Origin of the sequence: Kosakonia sp. BYX6 (genome assembly GCF_038449125.1) — a bacterium.
GTDB classification, from domain to species: domain Bacteria; phylum Pseudomonadota; class Gammaproteobacteria; order Enterobacterales; family Enterobacteriaceae; genus Kosakonia; species Kosakonia calanthes.
The window spans coordinates 137,692-153,480 of the sequence record NZ_CP151800.1 but is presented as its reverse complement, the minus strand read 5'-3'; the positions used below and the strand labels follow the sequence as shown (position 1 = coordinate 153,480).

11 protein-coding genes are annotated in these 15,789 nt (G+C 55.6%); 8 read left to right on the top strand and 3 right to left on the bottom strand.

What is annotated here, in order from left to right:
* Positions 1 to 116: 116 nt before the first annotated feature.
* Entirely contained in the window at positions 117 to 734 is a 618-nt protein-coding gene (locus AAEY27_RS00580) for a trimeric intracellular cation channel family protein (RefSeq protein WP_342323036.1), read from the top strand.
* On the opposite strand, the gene ligB is transcribed toward AAEY27_RS00580, so the two are convergent.
* A complete protein-coding gene (ligB, locus tag AAEY27_RS00575) occupies positions 728 to 2,407 on the bottom strand; it encodes an NAD-dependent DNA ligase LigB (protein WP_342325684.1) in 1,680 nt (559 codons plus the stop codon). The two genes, AAEY27_RS00580 and ligB, sit on opposite strands and share 7 nt — an antisense overlap.
* Before the next feature lie 257 nt (positions 2,408 to 2,664).
* Between ligB and gmk the strand changes: the two genes are divergently transcribed.
* The 7 genes from gmk to AAEY27_RS00540 all read left to right on the top strand — a co-directional run bounded on the left by gmk (position 2,665) and on the right by AAEY27_RS00540 (position 11,887).
* A complete protein-coding gene (gmk, locus tag AAEY27_RS00570) occupies positions 2,665 to 3,288 on the top strand; it encodes a guanylate kinase (protein WP_342323035.1) in 624 nt (207 codons plus the stop codon).
* Positions 3,289 to 3,342: 54 nt separating this feature from the next.
* The gene (rpoZ, locus tag AAEY27_RS00565; protein WP_007369481.1) at positions 3,343 to 3,618 is read left to right on the top strand and encodes a DNA-directed RNA polymerase subunit omega; all 276 of its coding nucleotides are present in this window, start codon (positions 3,343 to 3,345) and stop codon (positions 3,616 to 3,618) included.
* Positions 3,619 to 3,636: 18 nt separating this feature from the next.
* Positions 3,637 to 5,751: a bifunctional GTP diphosphokinase/guanosine-3',5'-bis pyrophosphate 3'-pyrophosphohydrolase gene (gene spoT, locus AAEY27_RS00560; protein ID WP_342323034.1), complete on the top strand. Its 2,115-nt coding sequence runs from the start codon at positions 3,637 to 3,639 to the stop codon at positions 5,749 to 5,751.
* Positions 5,752 to 5,755: 4 nt separating this feature from the next.
* Complete coding sequence (gene trmH / locus AAEY27_RS00555) at positions 5,756 to 6,445, top strand: tRNA (guanosine(18)-2'-O)-methyltransferase TrmH (protein ID WP_342323033.1); 690 nt, start codon at positions 5,756 to 5,758, stop codon at positions 6,443 to 6,445.
* A gap of 3 nt (positions 6,446 to 6,448) precedes the next feature.
* Positions 6,449 to 8,530 (top strand): ATP-dependent DNA helicase RecG, encoded by a 2,082-nt coding sequence (recG, locus tag AAEY27_RS00550; protein ID WP_342323032.1) that lies wholly within the window; start codon positions 6,449 to 6,451, stop codon positions 8,528 to 8,530.
* A 124-nt stretch (positions 8,531 to 8,654) separates the two neighbouring features.
* Entirely contained in the window at positions 8,655 to 10,040 is a 1,386-nt protein-coding gene (locus tag AAEY27_RS00545; RefSeq protein WP_342323031.1) for a nucleobase:cation symporter-2 family protein, read from the top strand.
* A gap of 122 nt (positions 10,041 to 10,162) precedes the next feature.
* A complete protein-coding gene (locus AAEY27_RS00540; RefSeq protein ID WP_342323030.1) occupies positions 10,163 to 11,887 on the top strand; it encodes an AsmA family protein in 1,725 nt (574 codons plus the stop codon).
* An 89-nt stretch (positions 11,888 to 11,976) separates the two neighbouring features.
* Here the strand turns inward: AAEY27_RS00540 and yicI are convergent, their stop codons facing one another.
* Together yicI and AAEY27_RS00530 are read right to left on the bottom strand one after the other, a co-directional pair.
* The gene (gene yicI / locus AAEY27_RS00535; protein ID WP_342323029.1) at positions 11,977 to 14,295 is read right to left on the bottom strand and encodes an alpha-xylosidase; all 2,319 of its coding nucleotides are present in this window, start codon (positions 14,293 to 14,295) and stop codon (positions 11,977 to 11,979) included.
* A 10-nt stretch (positions 14,296 to 14,305) separates the two neighbouring features.
* Positions 14,306 to 15,697 (bottom strand): glycoside-pentoside-hexuronide family transporter, encoded by a 1,392-nt coding sequence (locus AAEY27_RS00530; protein ID WP_342323028.1) that lies wholly within the window; start codon positions 15,695 to 15,697, stop codon positions 14,306 to 14,308.
* Positions 15,698 to 15,789: the final 92 nt, after the last annotated feature.

Below are 15,789 nucleotides of genomic sequence, written 5' to 3'. Positions count from 1 at the left end.
ATGCTGGCACCACAAGCATTAGATAAACTAATCCAAATCTCCTTCCCTTAGAAAAACTCAATCGTTTGTCTTCGGCTTAATCGTTAACCTGCCGCCTCTGAATCACGGGAGTGGGCATGCTGCTACATATTCTTTATCTTATCGGTATCACTGCCGAAGCGATGACAGGCGCGCTGGCGGCAGGCCGTCGACGCATGGACACCTTTGGCGTCATTATTATTGCCACCGCAACGGCACTTGGCGGCGGTTCGGTACGCGATATTCTGCTGGGCCATTATCCGCTCGGTTGGGTGAAACACCCGGAATACGTCATTATTGTCGCTGTCGCGGCAGTGCTGACGACCATCTTCGCACCAGTGATGCCGCATCTTCGCCGCCTGTTCCTTATCCTTGATGCCCTCGGCCTGGTGGTGTTTTCTATTATCGGTGCGCAAACCGCCCTCGATATGGGCGAAGGCCCGGTGATCGCCGTGATTGCTGCTGTGGTCACCGGCGTGTTTGGCGGTGTGCTGCGCGATATGTTTTGCAAACGCATTCCGCTGGTATTTCAAAAAGAGCTGTACGCCGGGATCGCTTTTGCTGCCGCGGTGCTCTACATCGCGCTGGGCCATGTTGTCACAAACCACGATACCGTCGTGATTACGACGCTACTGTTTGGCTTTACGACCCGCTTACTGGCTATCCGCTGGAAGCTCGGTCTGCCGGTGTTCCACTACAAACCTAGTGCTCACTGAAATGCCTTCACTCCCTGCTTGCCTAGCCATGTCGCCAGTTGTTCAATCGCTGGCGCGTGGATAAAGGCGACAATCTGTCGAGCTTTTTCCGCACCCACAGCGGGTAGCTGCTGCCAGGCTAATTCATCACGTCTTTGCATTTGCCGCCAAGAAGTGTCGCCCGCAGCCTTTATCGCAGCCTGCGGCACCGGTGTACTGAGCGCATGAAGCCAGCGAGTAAAAGGCGTATCCCGCGTGAGAGAGAAGCGGTGCCAAAGTTGTAACCCGCGCGCTGGCGAAATACCGGGCGTTGCCTGTAGCTGCTCTTTCGTTAGCGTCAGCCAGGAAAACAGATGTTCAAAATGGTGTGTCTGATGCAGTAGCCGCCAGCCACTTTCCCCTAGTCCTTCAATCCCCAGCGCTCTGGCTGAACTTAACCACACCAGACGAGCAATAAACTGCTCGTAACATTCCGGGGTGGCATAAAAACAACTGAGCGGCGTAAAACCTAGAGCAGGTGGAACGGTTTTCTCCCGCACGAGGCTGCGCCAGACGACACGTTCGATGCGCGGGATCCCCTGCCCGGCAAGACTGACAGCAATGTGATCCCCCGGCGCAATATCCAGCGCCTGCCAACGTCTTATTGAACCGACATTCACCCGCTGAACTCGTTTATCATCAAGCTGTACAGGTTCAAGCAGAGCGACGACGGAAATTTTGCCCGTGCGCCCTACAGCAAACTGGATATCCTTTACTGCGGTAACTTCCTCGACGGGCGCGTATTTCCACGCGACGACCCAATCGCCCTGCCCAGGTAACCAGTTTTTACCCGCTGGCTCAGAACCGGTGCGCACCACCACACCATCAGTAACGAAGGGTAATGATGAGGTAAACCATCGGCTGCGTAAGCGTTCGACATCCTGCGCGGTATTGACCGGCACACTGTAATGCTGCACCTCGTCAAAACCGGCTTTGCTCAGTGCAACCAGCCGCTGCGCTAACGTTGATGGGCCATCCGGCCAGGCCCAGACAAAAAACGCCAGATCGTTGAGCATGGCGGGGTCACCGCGCCGCAGCATTACACCAGCCACTTTTGCCCGAGCGCTAAGTCCGCCGTCCTGTTTCTGAATGTGGTGTTCACGGCGTAAAAATAACTCGCCCTGCAACACGCTATTCGCCAACACACCGGTCACTGTCTTGGGGATAGACGGAATGGCGCGCACCTTTGCCGTCCAGTCTTCTCCCGCCAGGCCATTTCCCCGGCTGATGGCCTGCGCCAGTTCTCCGTTGCGATAAACCAATGTCACCGCGACACCATCAACCTTTGGCTGCACCCAGAGATCCTGCTTGCCCGCCATCCACTGCTGCAGCGCAAACTTATCTACCAGCTTGCGCACCCCGGTGTGCGCAACCGGATGTTTCACGTTGCCGCCAGGCAATGCAGGCGAATCGTTGGCTGGTTCAATAGCGAAACAGCGCTGCCAGTTTGCCAGCCGCGCGCTCAGCCGGTCGTAAACATCATCGCTGACCTCACTTGCGCCTTGCTTCCAGTAGGCTTCATTCCACTTATTGAGCTGTTGTTGCAGACGCTCAACCTCGTCTTGTGCCCGCGCGGGTGACCAGACTGGGCATGTCGCCATACTGAATGCACTCCATAGCAGCAGAAAAATGGCAGCTCCGACTCTTTTCCACATCATGCTTCTCCCTTGTGATTGCGATGTGGTTATACCGCCCTCGGATGGGCATTTTCGAGCAGGGAAAAAGCGAGTTGCGAGCATGGTTCCGACAATTCGATGCCGCTATGAAAAATTGCAAACAAATCAGGAAAACAGCTCGCAAAATGCCATACTCAGTGGGAAAAAGTGTGACAAAGACTACGTCACATAGCGCTGATGTGTATAATAGGCACGTATGTAAGTTTCCTTTCGCAATCCACATACAAAAGACTCTCATGGCTCAAGGCACGCTTTATATTGTTTCCGCCCCCAGTGGCGCGGGTAAATCAAGCCTCATCCAGGCTTTGCTGAAAACCCAACCGTTATACGACACACAAGTTTCTGTTTCGCACACCACACGCGCTCCGCGTCCCGGTGAAGTGCACGGTGAACACTATTTCTTTGTTAATCATGATGAATTCAAAGCCATGATTAATGATGATGCGTTTCTTGAGCATGCTGAGGTTTTTGGAAACTATTACGGCACTTCTCGCGCCGCTATTGAGCAAGTGCTGGCAACCGGCGTAGATGTTTTCCTGGATATCGACTGGCAGGGTGCGCAGCAAATTCGCACCCGCATGCCGCAGGCGCGCAGCATCTTTATTCTGCCGCCGTCAAAGCTAGAGCTGGATCGTCGCCTTCGTGGGCGCGGTCAGGATAGCGAAGAGGTGATCGCGAAACGTATGGCTCAGGCGGTTGCGGAAATGAGCCATTACGCGGAATATGATTACCTGATTGTGAATGATGATTTCGATACCGCCTTGGGCGATCTGAAGACCATTATTCGCGCCGAACGCCTGCGCATGAGCCGCCAAAAGCAGCGACATGACGCTTTAATCAGCAAACTATTGGCAGACTGAGCCTGGTTTCAGTATCATGCCCAGTCATTTCTTCACCTGTGGAGCATTTTAAGTATGGCACGCGTAACTGTTCAGGACGCTGTAGAGAAAGTTGGTAACCGTTTTGACCTGGTGCTGGTCGCCGCGCGTCGCGCTCGTCAGATGCAGGTTGGCGGTAAAGATCCGTTAGTACCGGAAGAAAACGATAAAACCACCGTTATCGCGCTGCGTGAAATCGAAGAAGGTCTGATCAACAACCAGATCCTCGATGTACGTGAGCGCCAGGAGCAGCAAGAGCAGGAAGCCGCAGAACTGCAGGCTGTTACCGCCATTGCTGAAGGTCGTCGTTAATTAACCTGCAGGTCACCCTTGTATCTGTTTGAAAGCCTGAATCAGCTGATTCAAAACTATCTGCCTGAAGACCAAATCAAACGTCTCAGGCAGGCTTATCTCGTTGCACGTGACGCTCACGAGGGTCAAACACGTTCAAGCGGTGAACCTTATATCACGCACCCGGTAGCGGTGGCTTGTATTCTGGCCGAGATGAAACTCGACTACGAAACGCTGATGGCCGCGCTGCTGCACGACGTGATTGAAGATACCCCTGCCACCTACCAGGATATGGAACAGCTGTTTGGGAAAAGCGTTGCCGAGCTGGTGGAAGGGGTGTCCAAACTTGATAAGCTCAAGTTTCAGGACAAGAAAGAGGCGCAAGCCGAAAACTTTCGCAAGATGATTATGGCGATGGTGCAAGACATCCGTGTCATTCTTATCAAACTCGCCGACCGCACCCATAACATGCGCACGCTGGGCTCTCTTCGCCCGGATAAACGTCGTCGCATCGCCCGTGAAACTCTCGAAATCTACAGTCCGCTGGCGCACCGTTTAGGTATTCATCACATTAAAACCGAGCTGGAAGAGCTGGGCTTTGAAGCGTTGTACCCAAACCGTTACCGCGTGATCAAAGAAGTGGTCAAAGCTGCGCGCGGCAACCGCAAAGAGATGATTCAAAAAATCCTCTCCGAAATCGAGGGGCGTTTACAAGAAGCGGGCATTCCCTGCCGTGTCAGCGGTCGCGAAAAGCATCTTTACTCTATCTACTGCAAAATGGTGCTCAAAGAGCAGCGTTTTCACTCGATCATGGACATTTACGCCTTCCGCGTCATTGTGCATGACCTGGATACCTGCTATCGCGTACTCGGTCAGATGCACAGTTTGTATAAGCCGCGTCCCGGTCGCGTGAAAGACTACATCGCCATTCCCAAGGCGAACGGCTATCAATCGCTGCACACTTCAATGATTGGCCCGCACGGCGTGCCGGTTGAGGTGCAGATCCGTACCGAAGATATGGATCAAATGGCAGAGATGGGGGTTGCCGCGCACTGGGCTTATAAAGAGCACGGTGAGAGCAGCACCACCGCACAAATCCGCGCGCAGCGTTGGATGCAAAGCCTGTTGGAACTGCAACAAAGCGCCGGTAGCTCATTTGAATTTATCGAAAGCGTTAAATCTGATCTTTTCCCCGATGAGATTTATGTTTTCACCCCGGAAGGCCGCATTGTCGAACTTCCCGCTGGCGCGACGCCGGTGGATTTCGCTTATGCGGTTCACACGGATATTGGCCATGCCTGCGTTGGCGCACGCGTCGATCGCCAGCCGTATCCGCTGTCGCAGTCGCTCTCCAGCGGCCAGACAGTAGAGATTATTACCGCGCCGGGCGCTCGCCCAAATGCCGCCTGGCTGAATTTTGTCGTCAGCTCGAAAGCGCGCGCCAAAATCCGCCAGATGCTGAAAAACCTCAAGCGCGATGACTCGGTAAGCCTGGGTCGCCGTTTGTTGAATCACGCGCTGGGCGGTAGCCGCAAGCTGGCGGAAATCCCGCCGGAACATATTCAGAGCGAACTGGACCGCATGAAACTGGCCTCACTTGACGACTTGCTGGCAGAAATCGGTCTCGGCAACGCCATGAGCGTCGTGGTGGCGAAAAACTTGCAGCAAGGGGAAGCCGTACAAGCAACGCAAGCACCGTCCAACGCCAATGGCCATCTGCCAATTAAAGGCGCTGACGGGGTGCTTATCACCTTCGCCAAATGCTGTCGCCCAATCCCTGGCGACCCGATTGTCGCCCACGTCAGCCCCGGTAAAGGGCTGGTTATCCACCATGAGTCCTGCCGTAATATCCGTGGCTACCAGAAAGAGCCTGAGAAATTTATGGCCGTAGAGTGGGACACAGAGACCGCGCAGGAATTTATCACCGAGATCAAGGTGGATATGTTCAACCATCAAGGCGCGCTGGCTAACCTGACGGCAGCCATTAACACGGCCACTTCCAACATTCAGAGTCTGAATACCGAAGAGAAAGATGGTCGCGTTTACAGCGCTTTCATCCGTCTTACGGCGCGCGATCGCGTCCATCTGGCGAATATCATGCGTAAAATTCGTGTGATGCCGGATGTGATTAAAGTCACCCGCAACCGAAACTGATTTTATGAATGCACAGCGTTATGCGCGTATCCGCGAGATGCTCGCCAGGCGTCAGCCTGACCTGACTGTCTGCATGGAGCAGGTTCACAAACCTCATAACGTCTCTGCCATTATTCGCACGGCAGACGCCGTCGGCGTGCATGAAGTCCACGCCGTTTGGCCGGGCAACCGCATGCGCACCATGGCGTCTTCTGCGGCGGGCAGCAATAGCTGGGTGGAAGTCAAAACCCACCGCACCATCGCTGACGCGGTTGGCGTCCTGAAACAGCGTGGCATGCAAATCCTCGCCACTCACCTGTCTGCCAAAGCCGTCGACTTTCGAGAAATCGACTATACCCGCCCGACCTGTATTCTGATGGGTCAGGAGAAAACCGGGATCACCCAGGAAGCGCTGGAGCTCGCGGATCAGGACATCATCATCCCGATGATCGGCATGGTGCAGTCGTTGAACGTTTCTGTTGCCTCGGCACTTATCCTTTATGAAGCGCAACGCCAGCGGCAAAACGCCGGGATGTATCAGCGCGAAAACAGCATGCTGCCGGACGCCGAGCAACAACGTCTGTTGTTTGAAGGGGGTTACCCGGTGCTGGCAAGAGTCGCAAAACGCAAAGGCCTGCCCTACCCTCATGTGAATAATGAGGGGCAAATCGAAGCCGACCCAGCGTGGTGGGCCACTATGCAGGCCTCGGAGTAACCAATGAAAGGTAAGCTGCTCGATGCGGTGCCCCTGAGTTCGCTGACCGGCGTCGGCGCGGCGCAGAGCAGCAAACTGGCAAAAATCGGCTTGTATACCGTTCAGGATTTGCTTTTACATCTTCCGCTGCGCTACGAAGACCGCACTCAGCTTTACCCCATTGCTGATCTGTTGCCAGGCGTTTACGCCACGGTGGAAGGCGAAGTGCTGAACTGCAACATCACCTTTGGTGGTCGCCGGATGATGACCTGTCAGATCAGCGACGGTAGCGGCATCCTCACCATGCGCTTTTTCAACTTCAACGCGGCGATGAAAAACAGTCTTGCCACTGGCCGCCGTGTGCTGGCCTACGGCGAAGCAAAACGCGGGAAATACGGCGCGGAGATGATCCATCCGGAATACCGTGTGCAGGGCGATCTCAGCACGCCCGAATTGCAAGAAACGCTGACGCCGATTTACCCCACCACTGAAGGCGTCAAACAGGCAACGCTGCGCAAATTAACTGACCAGGCACTGGAACTGCTGGCAACCTGCGCCATCAGCGAACTGCTGCCGCCCGAGTTGGCGCAGGGCATGATGAGTCTGCCGGACGCGTTACACACCTTGCACCGCCCGCCGCCATCTTTGCAATTAAGCGATCTGGAGAGTGGCCAGCATCCTGCGCAACGTCGACTGATTCTGGAAGAGTTGCTGGCGCATAACCTGAGTATGCTGGCGCTGCGCGCCGGTGCGCAGCGTTACCATGCACAATCACTCTCCGCGAACGATACGCTGAAGCACAGCCTGCTGGCATCCCTACCTTTTAAACCGACGGGCGCGCAAGCGCGTGTAGTCGCCGAAATCGAGCGCGATATGGCACTCGATATTCCAATGATGCGCCTGGTTCAGGGTGATGTGGGTTCCGGTAAAACATTGGTTGCCGCCCTCGCAGCGCTGCGCGCGATTGCTAATGGCAAACAGGTGGCAATGATGGCCCCGACGGAATTACTGGCCGAGCAGCATGCCAACAATTTCCGCAACTGGTTCACCCCGCTCGGTATCGAAGTGGGCTGGCTGGCGGGCAAGCAGAAAGGTAAAGCACGTCTGGCACAGCAGGAAGCGATCGCCAGCGGTCAGGTTCAGATGGTGGTCGGCACGCACGCCATTTTCCAGGAACAGGTGCAGTTCAACGGCCTGGCGCTGGTGATCATTGATGAACAACACCGCTTCGGTGTCCACCAGCGGCTGGCGCTGTGGGAAAAAGGCCAGCTGCAGGGCTTTCACCCGCACCAGTTGATTATGACGGCAACGCCGATCCCGCGAACATTGGCGATGACCGCTTATGCCGATCTGGATACTTCGGTCATCGACGAGCTGCCGCCGGGGCGCACACCGGTCACTACCGTCGCCATTCCAGATACGCGCCGCAGCGAGATTATCGACCGCGTGCGCAGCGCCTGCACGGGGGAAGGCCGCCAGGCATATTGGGTCTGTACCTTGATTGAAGAGTCCGACCTGCTGGAAGCGCAGGCGGCAGAAGCGACCTGGGAAGAGCTCAAACTGGCGCTGCCGGAACTGAATGTCGGACTGGTGCATGGCCGCATGAAACCCGCTGAAAAACAGGCCGTTATGCAGGCATTCAAGCAGGGCGAATTGCACCTGCTGGTTGCCACCACGGTGATCGAAGTCGGCGTGGATGTCCCCAATTCCAGCCTGATGATTATCGAAAACCCGGAACGACTCGGCCTTGCGCAACTCCACCAGTTACGTGGCCGCGTTGGCCGTGGCGCGGTGGCCTCACATTGCGTGCTGCTGTACAAATCTCCGCTTTCCAAAACCGCGCAAAAACGTCTGCAAGTGCTGCGCGACAGCAATGACGGCTTTGTGATTGCGCAAAAAGACTTAGAAATCCGCGGCCCTGGCGAGTTACTCGGCACGCGCCAGACCGGCAATGCCGAATTCAAAGTGGCGGATTTGCTGCGCGATCAGGCAATGATCCCGGAAGTCCAGCGCGTTGCGCGCCATATTCATGAACGTTATCCGCAGCTGGCTGAAGCCTTAATTGATCGCTGGATGCCGGAAACAGAACGCTACTCTAACGCCTGATTTTTAGAACCTAACCCCGCGAAAACAACATCCCTTAGAAAAGTATGCTTTTAACATAGCAACCGTTTGCTTTTACCAAACAGTCCGATAAAATCAGCGCTTTTCCATCAGGGGATTGCTTGAGATGTCCGTAAACACCATCGAGTCCGAAAATGCGCAACCGGTTGCGCAGACGCAACCCAGCGAACTGATCTATCGCCTTGAAGACCGCCCGCCGCTGCCGCAAACCCTGTTTGCCGCGCTGCAACACCTGCTGGCGATGTTTGTTGGCGTTATCACGCCCGCGTTGTTGATTTGCCAGGCGCTGGGTTTGCCGGCTCAGGACACTCAGCACATCATCAGCATGTCGCTGTTCGCATCCGGCGTTGCTTCTATCATTCAAATCAAAGCCTGGGGTCCGGTGGGGTCCGGTCTGCTGTCGATTCAGGGCACCAGTTTCAACTTTGTTGCGCCATTGATTATGGGCGGAACCGCGCTGAAAACCGGCGGGGCGGATGTCCCCACGATGATGGCGGCACTGTTCGGCACCCTGATGCTGGCAAGTTGCACTGAAATGGTTATCTCGCGCATTCTGCCGCTGGCACGCCGCATTATTACCCCGCTGGTTTCCGGCGTGGTGGTGATGATTATCGGCCTGTCGCTGATTCAGGTAGGCCTGACTTCCGTCGGCGGTGGCTTCGCGGCAATGGGCAACCATACCTTCGGCGCACCGAAAAATCTGCTGCTGGCAGGGGTCGTGCTGGGGCTGATTATTCTGCTTAACCGCCAACGCAACCCGTACCTGCGTATTGCCTCGCTGGTGATCGCCATGGCGGCCGGGTATGTGCTGGCGATGTTTATGGGCATGCTGCCGGAATATAGCGCGCCGACCGACAACTTTATGGTGCCCACACCGCTCTATTACGGCCTGAGCATTGACTGGAGCCTGCTGCCGCCGCTGATGCTGGTGTTCATGATCACCTCGCTGGAAACCATCGGAGATATCACCGCGACGTCTGACGTTTCCGAGCAACCGGTCGCTGGCCCGCTGTATATGAAACGCCTGAAAGGCGGCGTACTGGCGAATGGCCTCAACTCCTTCGTTTCTGCGGTGTTCAATACCTTCCCGAACTCCTGCTTTGGCCAGAACAACGGCGTTATCCAGTTGACCGGCGTTGCCAGCCGCTACATCGGTTTCTTCATCGCGCTGATGCTGATCGTGCTCGGCCTGTTCCCAGCAGTGAGTGCGTTTGTACAGCAATTGCCGGAGCCGGTGCTAGGCGGCGCAACACTGGTTATGTTCGGCACCATCGCCGCATCCGGTGTGCGTATCGTCTCCCGCGAGCCGCTGAACCGCCGCGCGATCCTGATTATCGCGCTATCGCTGGCCGTGGGTCTGGGTGTTTCTCAACAGCCGCAAATCCTGCAATTCGCGCCGGACTGGCTGAAAAACCTGCTCTCTTCCGGCATTGCCGCAGGTGGTATCACCGCTATCGTATTGAATCTGATTTTTCCGCCAGAGAAAAACTGATTAACCCCGCGGCAATGGGGCGCCCCCCGTTGCCGCTGTCATCTCCTTTCATCATTCCGCCCTTGAGCATTGCGCATAAATCGTGCATAACTGCCTGATTGACACTTCGGGGATGGAAGATCATGAAATTTATTGGAAAGCTGCTACTTGTTGTCGTTATCGTCCTGCTTGTGGCGATGTTGACGTGCTATTTTCTGCTGCAAACGCGCTGGGGCGCGACACAGGTCAGCAAATGGGTAAGCGATAACAGCGACTACCACCTCACCTTTGAAGCGATGGATCACCGCTTCTCTTCCCCGTCGCATGTGTTGTTGAAAAATGTGAATTTCGGCCGCAAAGGCAAACCCGCCACGCTGGATGCGAAAATGGTTGATATTGGCCTGAGTAGCCGACAGTTGACCGATCCACTGCACGCCGACACCATTCTGTTACAGGATGGAACGCTGAATCTCTCCCCGGCCGCCGCGCCACTTCCTTTCAAATCTGACCGCCTGCAATTAAGCAATATGGCGTTTAACAGCCCGACCACCGGCTGGGATCTGAGTGCGCAGCGCGTTACCGGTGGCGTTGCGCCCTGGGAGCCCGTCGCGGGGAATGTGATTGGCAGTAAAGCGCAGATTCAGATGAGCGCCGGATCGCTGACGTTAAACGGCGTTCCTGCCAGTAATGTATTAATTCAGGGCAGTATCGATAAAGATGTGGTAACGCTCACCACCATTGGCGCGGATATGGCGCGAGGTTCGCTCACCGGCGATGCGCAACGCGGCGCAGATGGCAGTTGGGTGGTGAATAATTTGCGCCTCAATGATATCCGCCTGCAAAGTGATAAATCCCTGCTCGATTTCTTCGCGCCGCTCACCACTCTGCCTTCTCTGCAAATTGGCCGGGTAGAAGTAACGGATGCCCGCTTGCAAGGGCCGGAGTGGGCGGTGACCGATCTTGATTTGAGTTTGCGCAACCTGACGCTGGTGAAAGGCGACTGGAAAAGCGAAGACGGTCGGCTGTCGATGAATGCCAACGAGTTTATCTACGGATCGCTGCATCTGTTTGATCCCATTCTGAATGCCAACTTCTCGCCGCAGGGCATTGAGCTGCAACAGTTCACGTCGCGCTGGGAAAACGGCATGGTGCGCACTTCCGGTAACTGGTATCGCAACGGAAATGCACTGGTGCTGGACGACGCCGCTTTTGCCGGGCTGGAATACACGCTGCCGGATAACTGGAAACAGTTGTGGATGGATGAGCTACCGCCATGGCTGAACAGCCTGGTCCTGAAAAAATTCAGCGCGAGCCGTAACCTGGTGATTGATATCGACTCGACCTTCCCGTGGCAGCTTACGGCGCTGGATGGTTACGGCGACAACTTGCAACTGGTGCGTGAACGCCAATGGGGCGTGTGGGGCGGCTCAGCAAAACTGAATGCCGCTGCCGCGACATTTAACCGCGTGGATGTTCGCCGCCCATCATTGGCGCTTAACGCCAACAACAGCACGGTCAATGTCACCGAGTTGAGCGCGTTTACCGGCCAGGGCTTGCTGGAAACCAGAGCGGTGGTTGCGCAAACGCCGGATCGCCGCGTGAACCTCAGCCTGAACGGACGCGGCGTGCCGGTGAATGTGTTGCAGGAATGGGGCTGGCCAGCGCTGCCGATAAGTGGCAACGGCAATCTGCAACTGACCGCCAGCGGCAGTGTACGCGCCGACGCGCCGTTAAAACCATCCGTCAACGGTGAGTTGCAGGTTTTGAATGCGCAAAAACAGCAGGTTAAACAGAGCATGCACGGTGGCGTCGTATCCGGCGCCGTTGTTGCGCCACCAGTTGAAACACCAACTCAGGCGACACCCTGACCCACAATTGTCGGATGGCGCTAACGTTTATCCGATCTACGATTTGAAGTTCATAGGCCCGGTAAGCGCAGCGCCACCGGGCAACTTCCTTAAAGCGCGATGCGGATTTCACCGCCCTGCGGTGTGATCACGACGCCAAGTTCACTGCTCGCCTGCGTCGCGCCTTCCACGCTTGCTATCTTCGTGATATTACGCAGGCACAGTGTCCAACCCTGCCCCTCGCCTTCGGCGCGTACATTAATTACGCCTGCTTCACGTTTCGCGTGCAGGCAGAAGATAACCGCACCTTTGTCATCGGGGATTTCGCATAGCGTTTCTCGCCCATCCTCCAATGCAAATAGCTGGAACGCGGTGTCGTGATGCCAGGCATAATCCGGGCGTTGATCGTTATTACCCAGCGCCAACAACGTATTCTCACGAACGTAAACCGGCAGGCTCATAAAGTCGTGACGCTGTTTATGCCAGCGGCTGCCGTTGATCGTGTCGTTGTACCACAAGTGCGTCCAACGCCCTTCCGGCAGATAAAACTGCACATCTCCCGCTTCGCTAAACACCGGTGCAACCAGCAGCGCATCACCGAGCATATACTGGCGGTCGAGGTAATCGCAGGCCGGATCGTCCGGAAAAGCCAGCATCATGGCGCGCATCATCGGTAAACCAAACTCGCTGGCGAGCGCAGCCTGGCGGTAAAGATAGGGCATCAGGCGGCATTTCAGTTGGGTGAAATGGCGCACCACATCGCAGGACTCTTCATCGTAGGCCCACGGCACACGGTAGGATTTGCTGCCATGCAAGCGACTATGACTGGAGAGTAAGCCGAATGCGCACCAGCGTTTATAGACATGGGCAGGCGCGGTGTTTTCGAAGCCGCCGATATCATGGCTCCAGAAGCCAAAACCGGAAAGACCAATGGACAGCCCGCCGCGCAGGCTTTCCGCCATCGATTCATAATTGGCGTAGCAGTCGCCACCCCAGTGCACTGGAAATTGTTGCGCACCGACGGAAGCCGAGCGAGCAAACAGCACCGCTTCCTGCTCACCAACGGTTTCTTTCAGCACGTTCCACACCAGCTCGTTATAAATGTAGGCATAGTGGTTATGCATTTTTTGCGGGCAAGCGCCGTTATGCCATACCACATCCGTTGGGATGCGCTCGCCGAAATCTGTTTTGAAGCAGTCTACGCCCATTGCCACCAGGCCTTTAAGCTTGTCGGCATACCACCGGCAGGCTTCCGGGTTGGTGAAGTCATAAATCGCCAGCCCTGGCTGCCATTTATCCCACTGCCACAGCGACCCGTCCGCACGTTTTAGCAGGTAACCCTTCTCTTTTAATTCGCGGAAAATCGGGGATTTCTGGCCGATGTAGGGGTTAATCCAGACACAGATTTTCAGCCCGCGCGCTTTCAGGCGCTTGATCATCCCTTCCGGGTCCGGGAAAGTCAGCGGATCCCATTCGAAATCGCACCACTGGAAAGCTTTCATCCAGAAACAGTCGAAGTGGAAAACATGCAGCGGCAACTGGCGCTCAGCCATGCCATCAATAAAGCTGTTCACCGTCACTTCGTCGTAGTTGGTGGTAAACGAGGTGGTAAGCCACAAGCCGAACGACCACGCGGGCGGCAACGCCGGACGGCCAGTAAAGCGGGTATAACGGTTCAGGACATCTTGCGGAGTGGGGCCGTCGATAACGAAATATTCCAGATACTCCCCTTCGACGCTGAACTGCACTTTGCTGACTTTCTCCGAACCGATTTCAAATTCCACCGCTTCCGGGTGATTCACCAGCACACCATAGCCGCGATTGGTGAGGTAAAACGGGATATTTTTGTAGGATTGCTCAGTGCTTGTGCCGCCGTCGCGGTTCCAGGTTTCCACCGACTGGCCATTGCGCACCAACGCAGTAAAGCGCTCGCCGAGTCCATACACGGTTTCACCCACACCTAAGTCGAGCCGCTCAAACAGATAGTTACGCCCATTGTTGCCGTCTTGCACATAACCGTTGTTTTTTAGCTGGCTACCGGTAATACGCACGTCACCGCGCAGAAAATCGAGCGCCCAATTTTCGCCTTTGCCCACCCGCACAGTGAGCGTGCCGCTTTGCAATTCGGCGAACTCATCCGTGTTGCGCATTTCCACCGGGACGTTTTGCACAATGTTGAGCGGAAAGTGTGGCCCGTTATCCACCACGCCTTGAAAGTGCTCAATGCGCACGCCGATGATGCCTTCCTGCGGCGAGGAAAAGCGCAGCGTGAACAGCGGCGTGTCCAATTGCCAGGTTCGCTCACGCACATCGCGCGGCGCGGCATACACCACCATCTCATTACCCTGCTGTTCAACGTCGAACACCTGAACAGGCTGAATTAATGTCAGACCCGGCTGGATAAGCCAGTTGCCATCACTAATTTTCATGCGTTGCTCCTTACAGTAATTCTTCCCGGGTAGAGACGCGGCTAAACCCTTGCTGACTGCGGTGCTCCCCACGCGCCAGTTGCGCCATGATCGATTTCAGGACTGGGGTTTTCAGGGTGTAATAGCGTTTGGCGATGACGGCGCTCAGCAAGTAACAGACTGCTGGAACGAGGGTGAACAATGCGATGATAATGCTGATGGTGGCGCTGTTCTGGCTTTGCGCTGTGGCATTGTAGCCGCCGCCTGCCAGCGCCCAGCCAATCAGCGCGCCGCCAAGTGCCAGACCAAGTTTCAACACGAACAACGTGCCGGCAAAGCTGATGCCCGTCAGGCGTTTGCCGTTGCACCATTCGCCGTAATCGACGGTATCGGACATCATCACCCACTGGATCGGGGTAACAAGCTGGTGCAGCACGCCAATGACAAAGATAAAGGCGAACATGGTGACACTGGCCTGAATCGGGATAAAGAACATGGCGATGCTCAAGACGGTGAGCGCGGCGTTGGTCCACCAGAAGATAGTGACTTTGCATTTCCAGTCGGTGAGTGGTTTCGCCAGTGCACTGCCGATCAAGTTGCCGACGCAGTAAGTGGTGAGGAAGGCGGTAAAAATAGCGGCATCACCCATGATCCAAGTGACGTAATACATCATTGCGCCACCGCGTACGCAGACCGCGAGAATGTTGAGGATGGTCAGCATCCCCACGATGCGCCACTGGTCGTTTTGCCAGATATCACGCAAATCTTCGCGCATGGCCGTGGTGCTCGGCGGCGCCTGAATACGCTCTTTGGTGGTGAAGAAGCAAAACGCCAGCATCATAAAGGCGACGACGGAAAGCACCGCAATCCCGCCCTGGAAGCCAGCGATTTTGTCTTCGCCGCCGATCAACTTAACCAGCGGCATCATCAGTACCGTCGAGAGCATGCCGCCTGCGGTTGCCAGCACGAAGCGCCAGGATTGCAGCGAGATTCGCTGTTGCGGATCGTTCGTGATAACGCCGCCGAGGGCGCAGTACGGAATATTGACCACGGTGTAAAGCAGGGTGAGTAACGTATAAGTTACAGCAGCATAGAGCATTTTGCCGTTGAGGCTGAGATCCGGCGTGCTGTAGGCGAGTACGCAGACAACGCCAAAAGGAAGCGCACCAAAGATAATCCACGGGCGAAACTTACCCCAGCGGCTACGCGTGCGGTCGGCGAGCAGGCCCATGCAAGGGTCAGAAATGGCGTCTAAGGCGCGCGCCAGCAGGAACATGGTGCCGACAAACCCGGCGGGGATGCCGAAGATATCGGTGTAGAAAAACATCATGTACAGCATTACGTTATCAAAGACGATATGGCTGGCGGCATCACCCATTCCGTAGCCAATCTTTTCTTTTACAGAAATAAGCTGACTGTCCATTTTTGTTTCCTTAACGCCTGAAAAACATGCTGATAGCGGTTCCAAACGTTGTAAACGATCGCTTTTGAGGCGGATATTGCGATTTCTTGTTA

Bases quoted from the DNA above. Each gene is read 5' to 3' on its own strand.
- yicI (WP_342323029.1), bottom strand. From the start codon at position 14,295: ATGAAAATTAGTGATGGCAACTGGCTTATCCAGCCGGGTCTGACATTA.
- gmk (WP_342323035.1), top strand. From the start codon at position 2,665: ATGGCTCAAGGCACGCTTTATATTGTTTCCGCCCCCAGTGGCGCGGGT.
- AAEY27_RS00580 (WP_342323036.1), top strand. From the start codon at position 117: ATGCTGCTACATATTCTTTATCTTATCGGTATCACTGCCGAAGCGATG.
- AAEY27_RS00530 (WP_342323028.1), bottom strand. From the start codon at position 15,697: ATGGACAGTCAGCTTATTTCTGTAAAAGAAAAGATTGGCTACGGAATG.
- AAEY27_RS00545 (WP_342323031.1), top strand. From the start codon at position 8,655: ATGTCCGTAAACACCATCGAGTCCGAAAATGCGCAACCGGTTGCGCAG.
- trmH (WP_342323033.1), top strand. From the start codon at position 5,756: ATGAATGCACAGCGTTATGCGCGTATCCGCGAGATGCTCGCCAGGCGT.
- rpoZ (WP_007369481.1), top strand. From the start codon at position 3,343: ATGGCACGCGTAACTGTTCAGGACGCTGTAGAGAAAGTTGGTAACCGT.
- ligB (WP_342325684.1), bottom strand. From the start codon at position 2,407: ATGTGGAAAAGAGTCGGAGCTGCCATTTTTCTGCTGCTATGGAGTGCA.
- recG (WP_342323032.1), top strand. From the start codon at position 6,449: ATGAAAGGTAAGCTGCTCGATGCGGTGCCCCTGAGTTCGCTGACCGGC.
- AAEY27_RS00540 (WP_342323030.1), top strand. From the start codon at position 10,163: ATGAAATTTATTGGAAAGCTGCTACTTGTTGTCGTTATCGTCCTGCTT.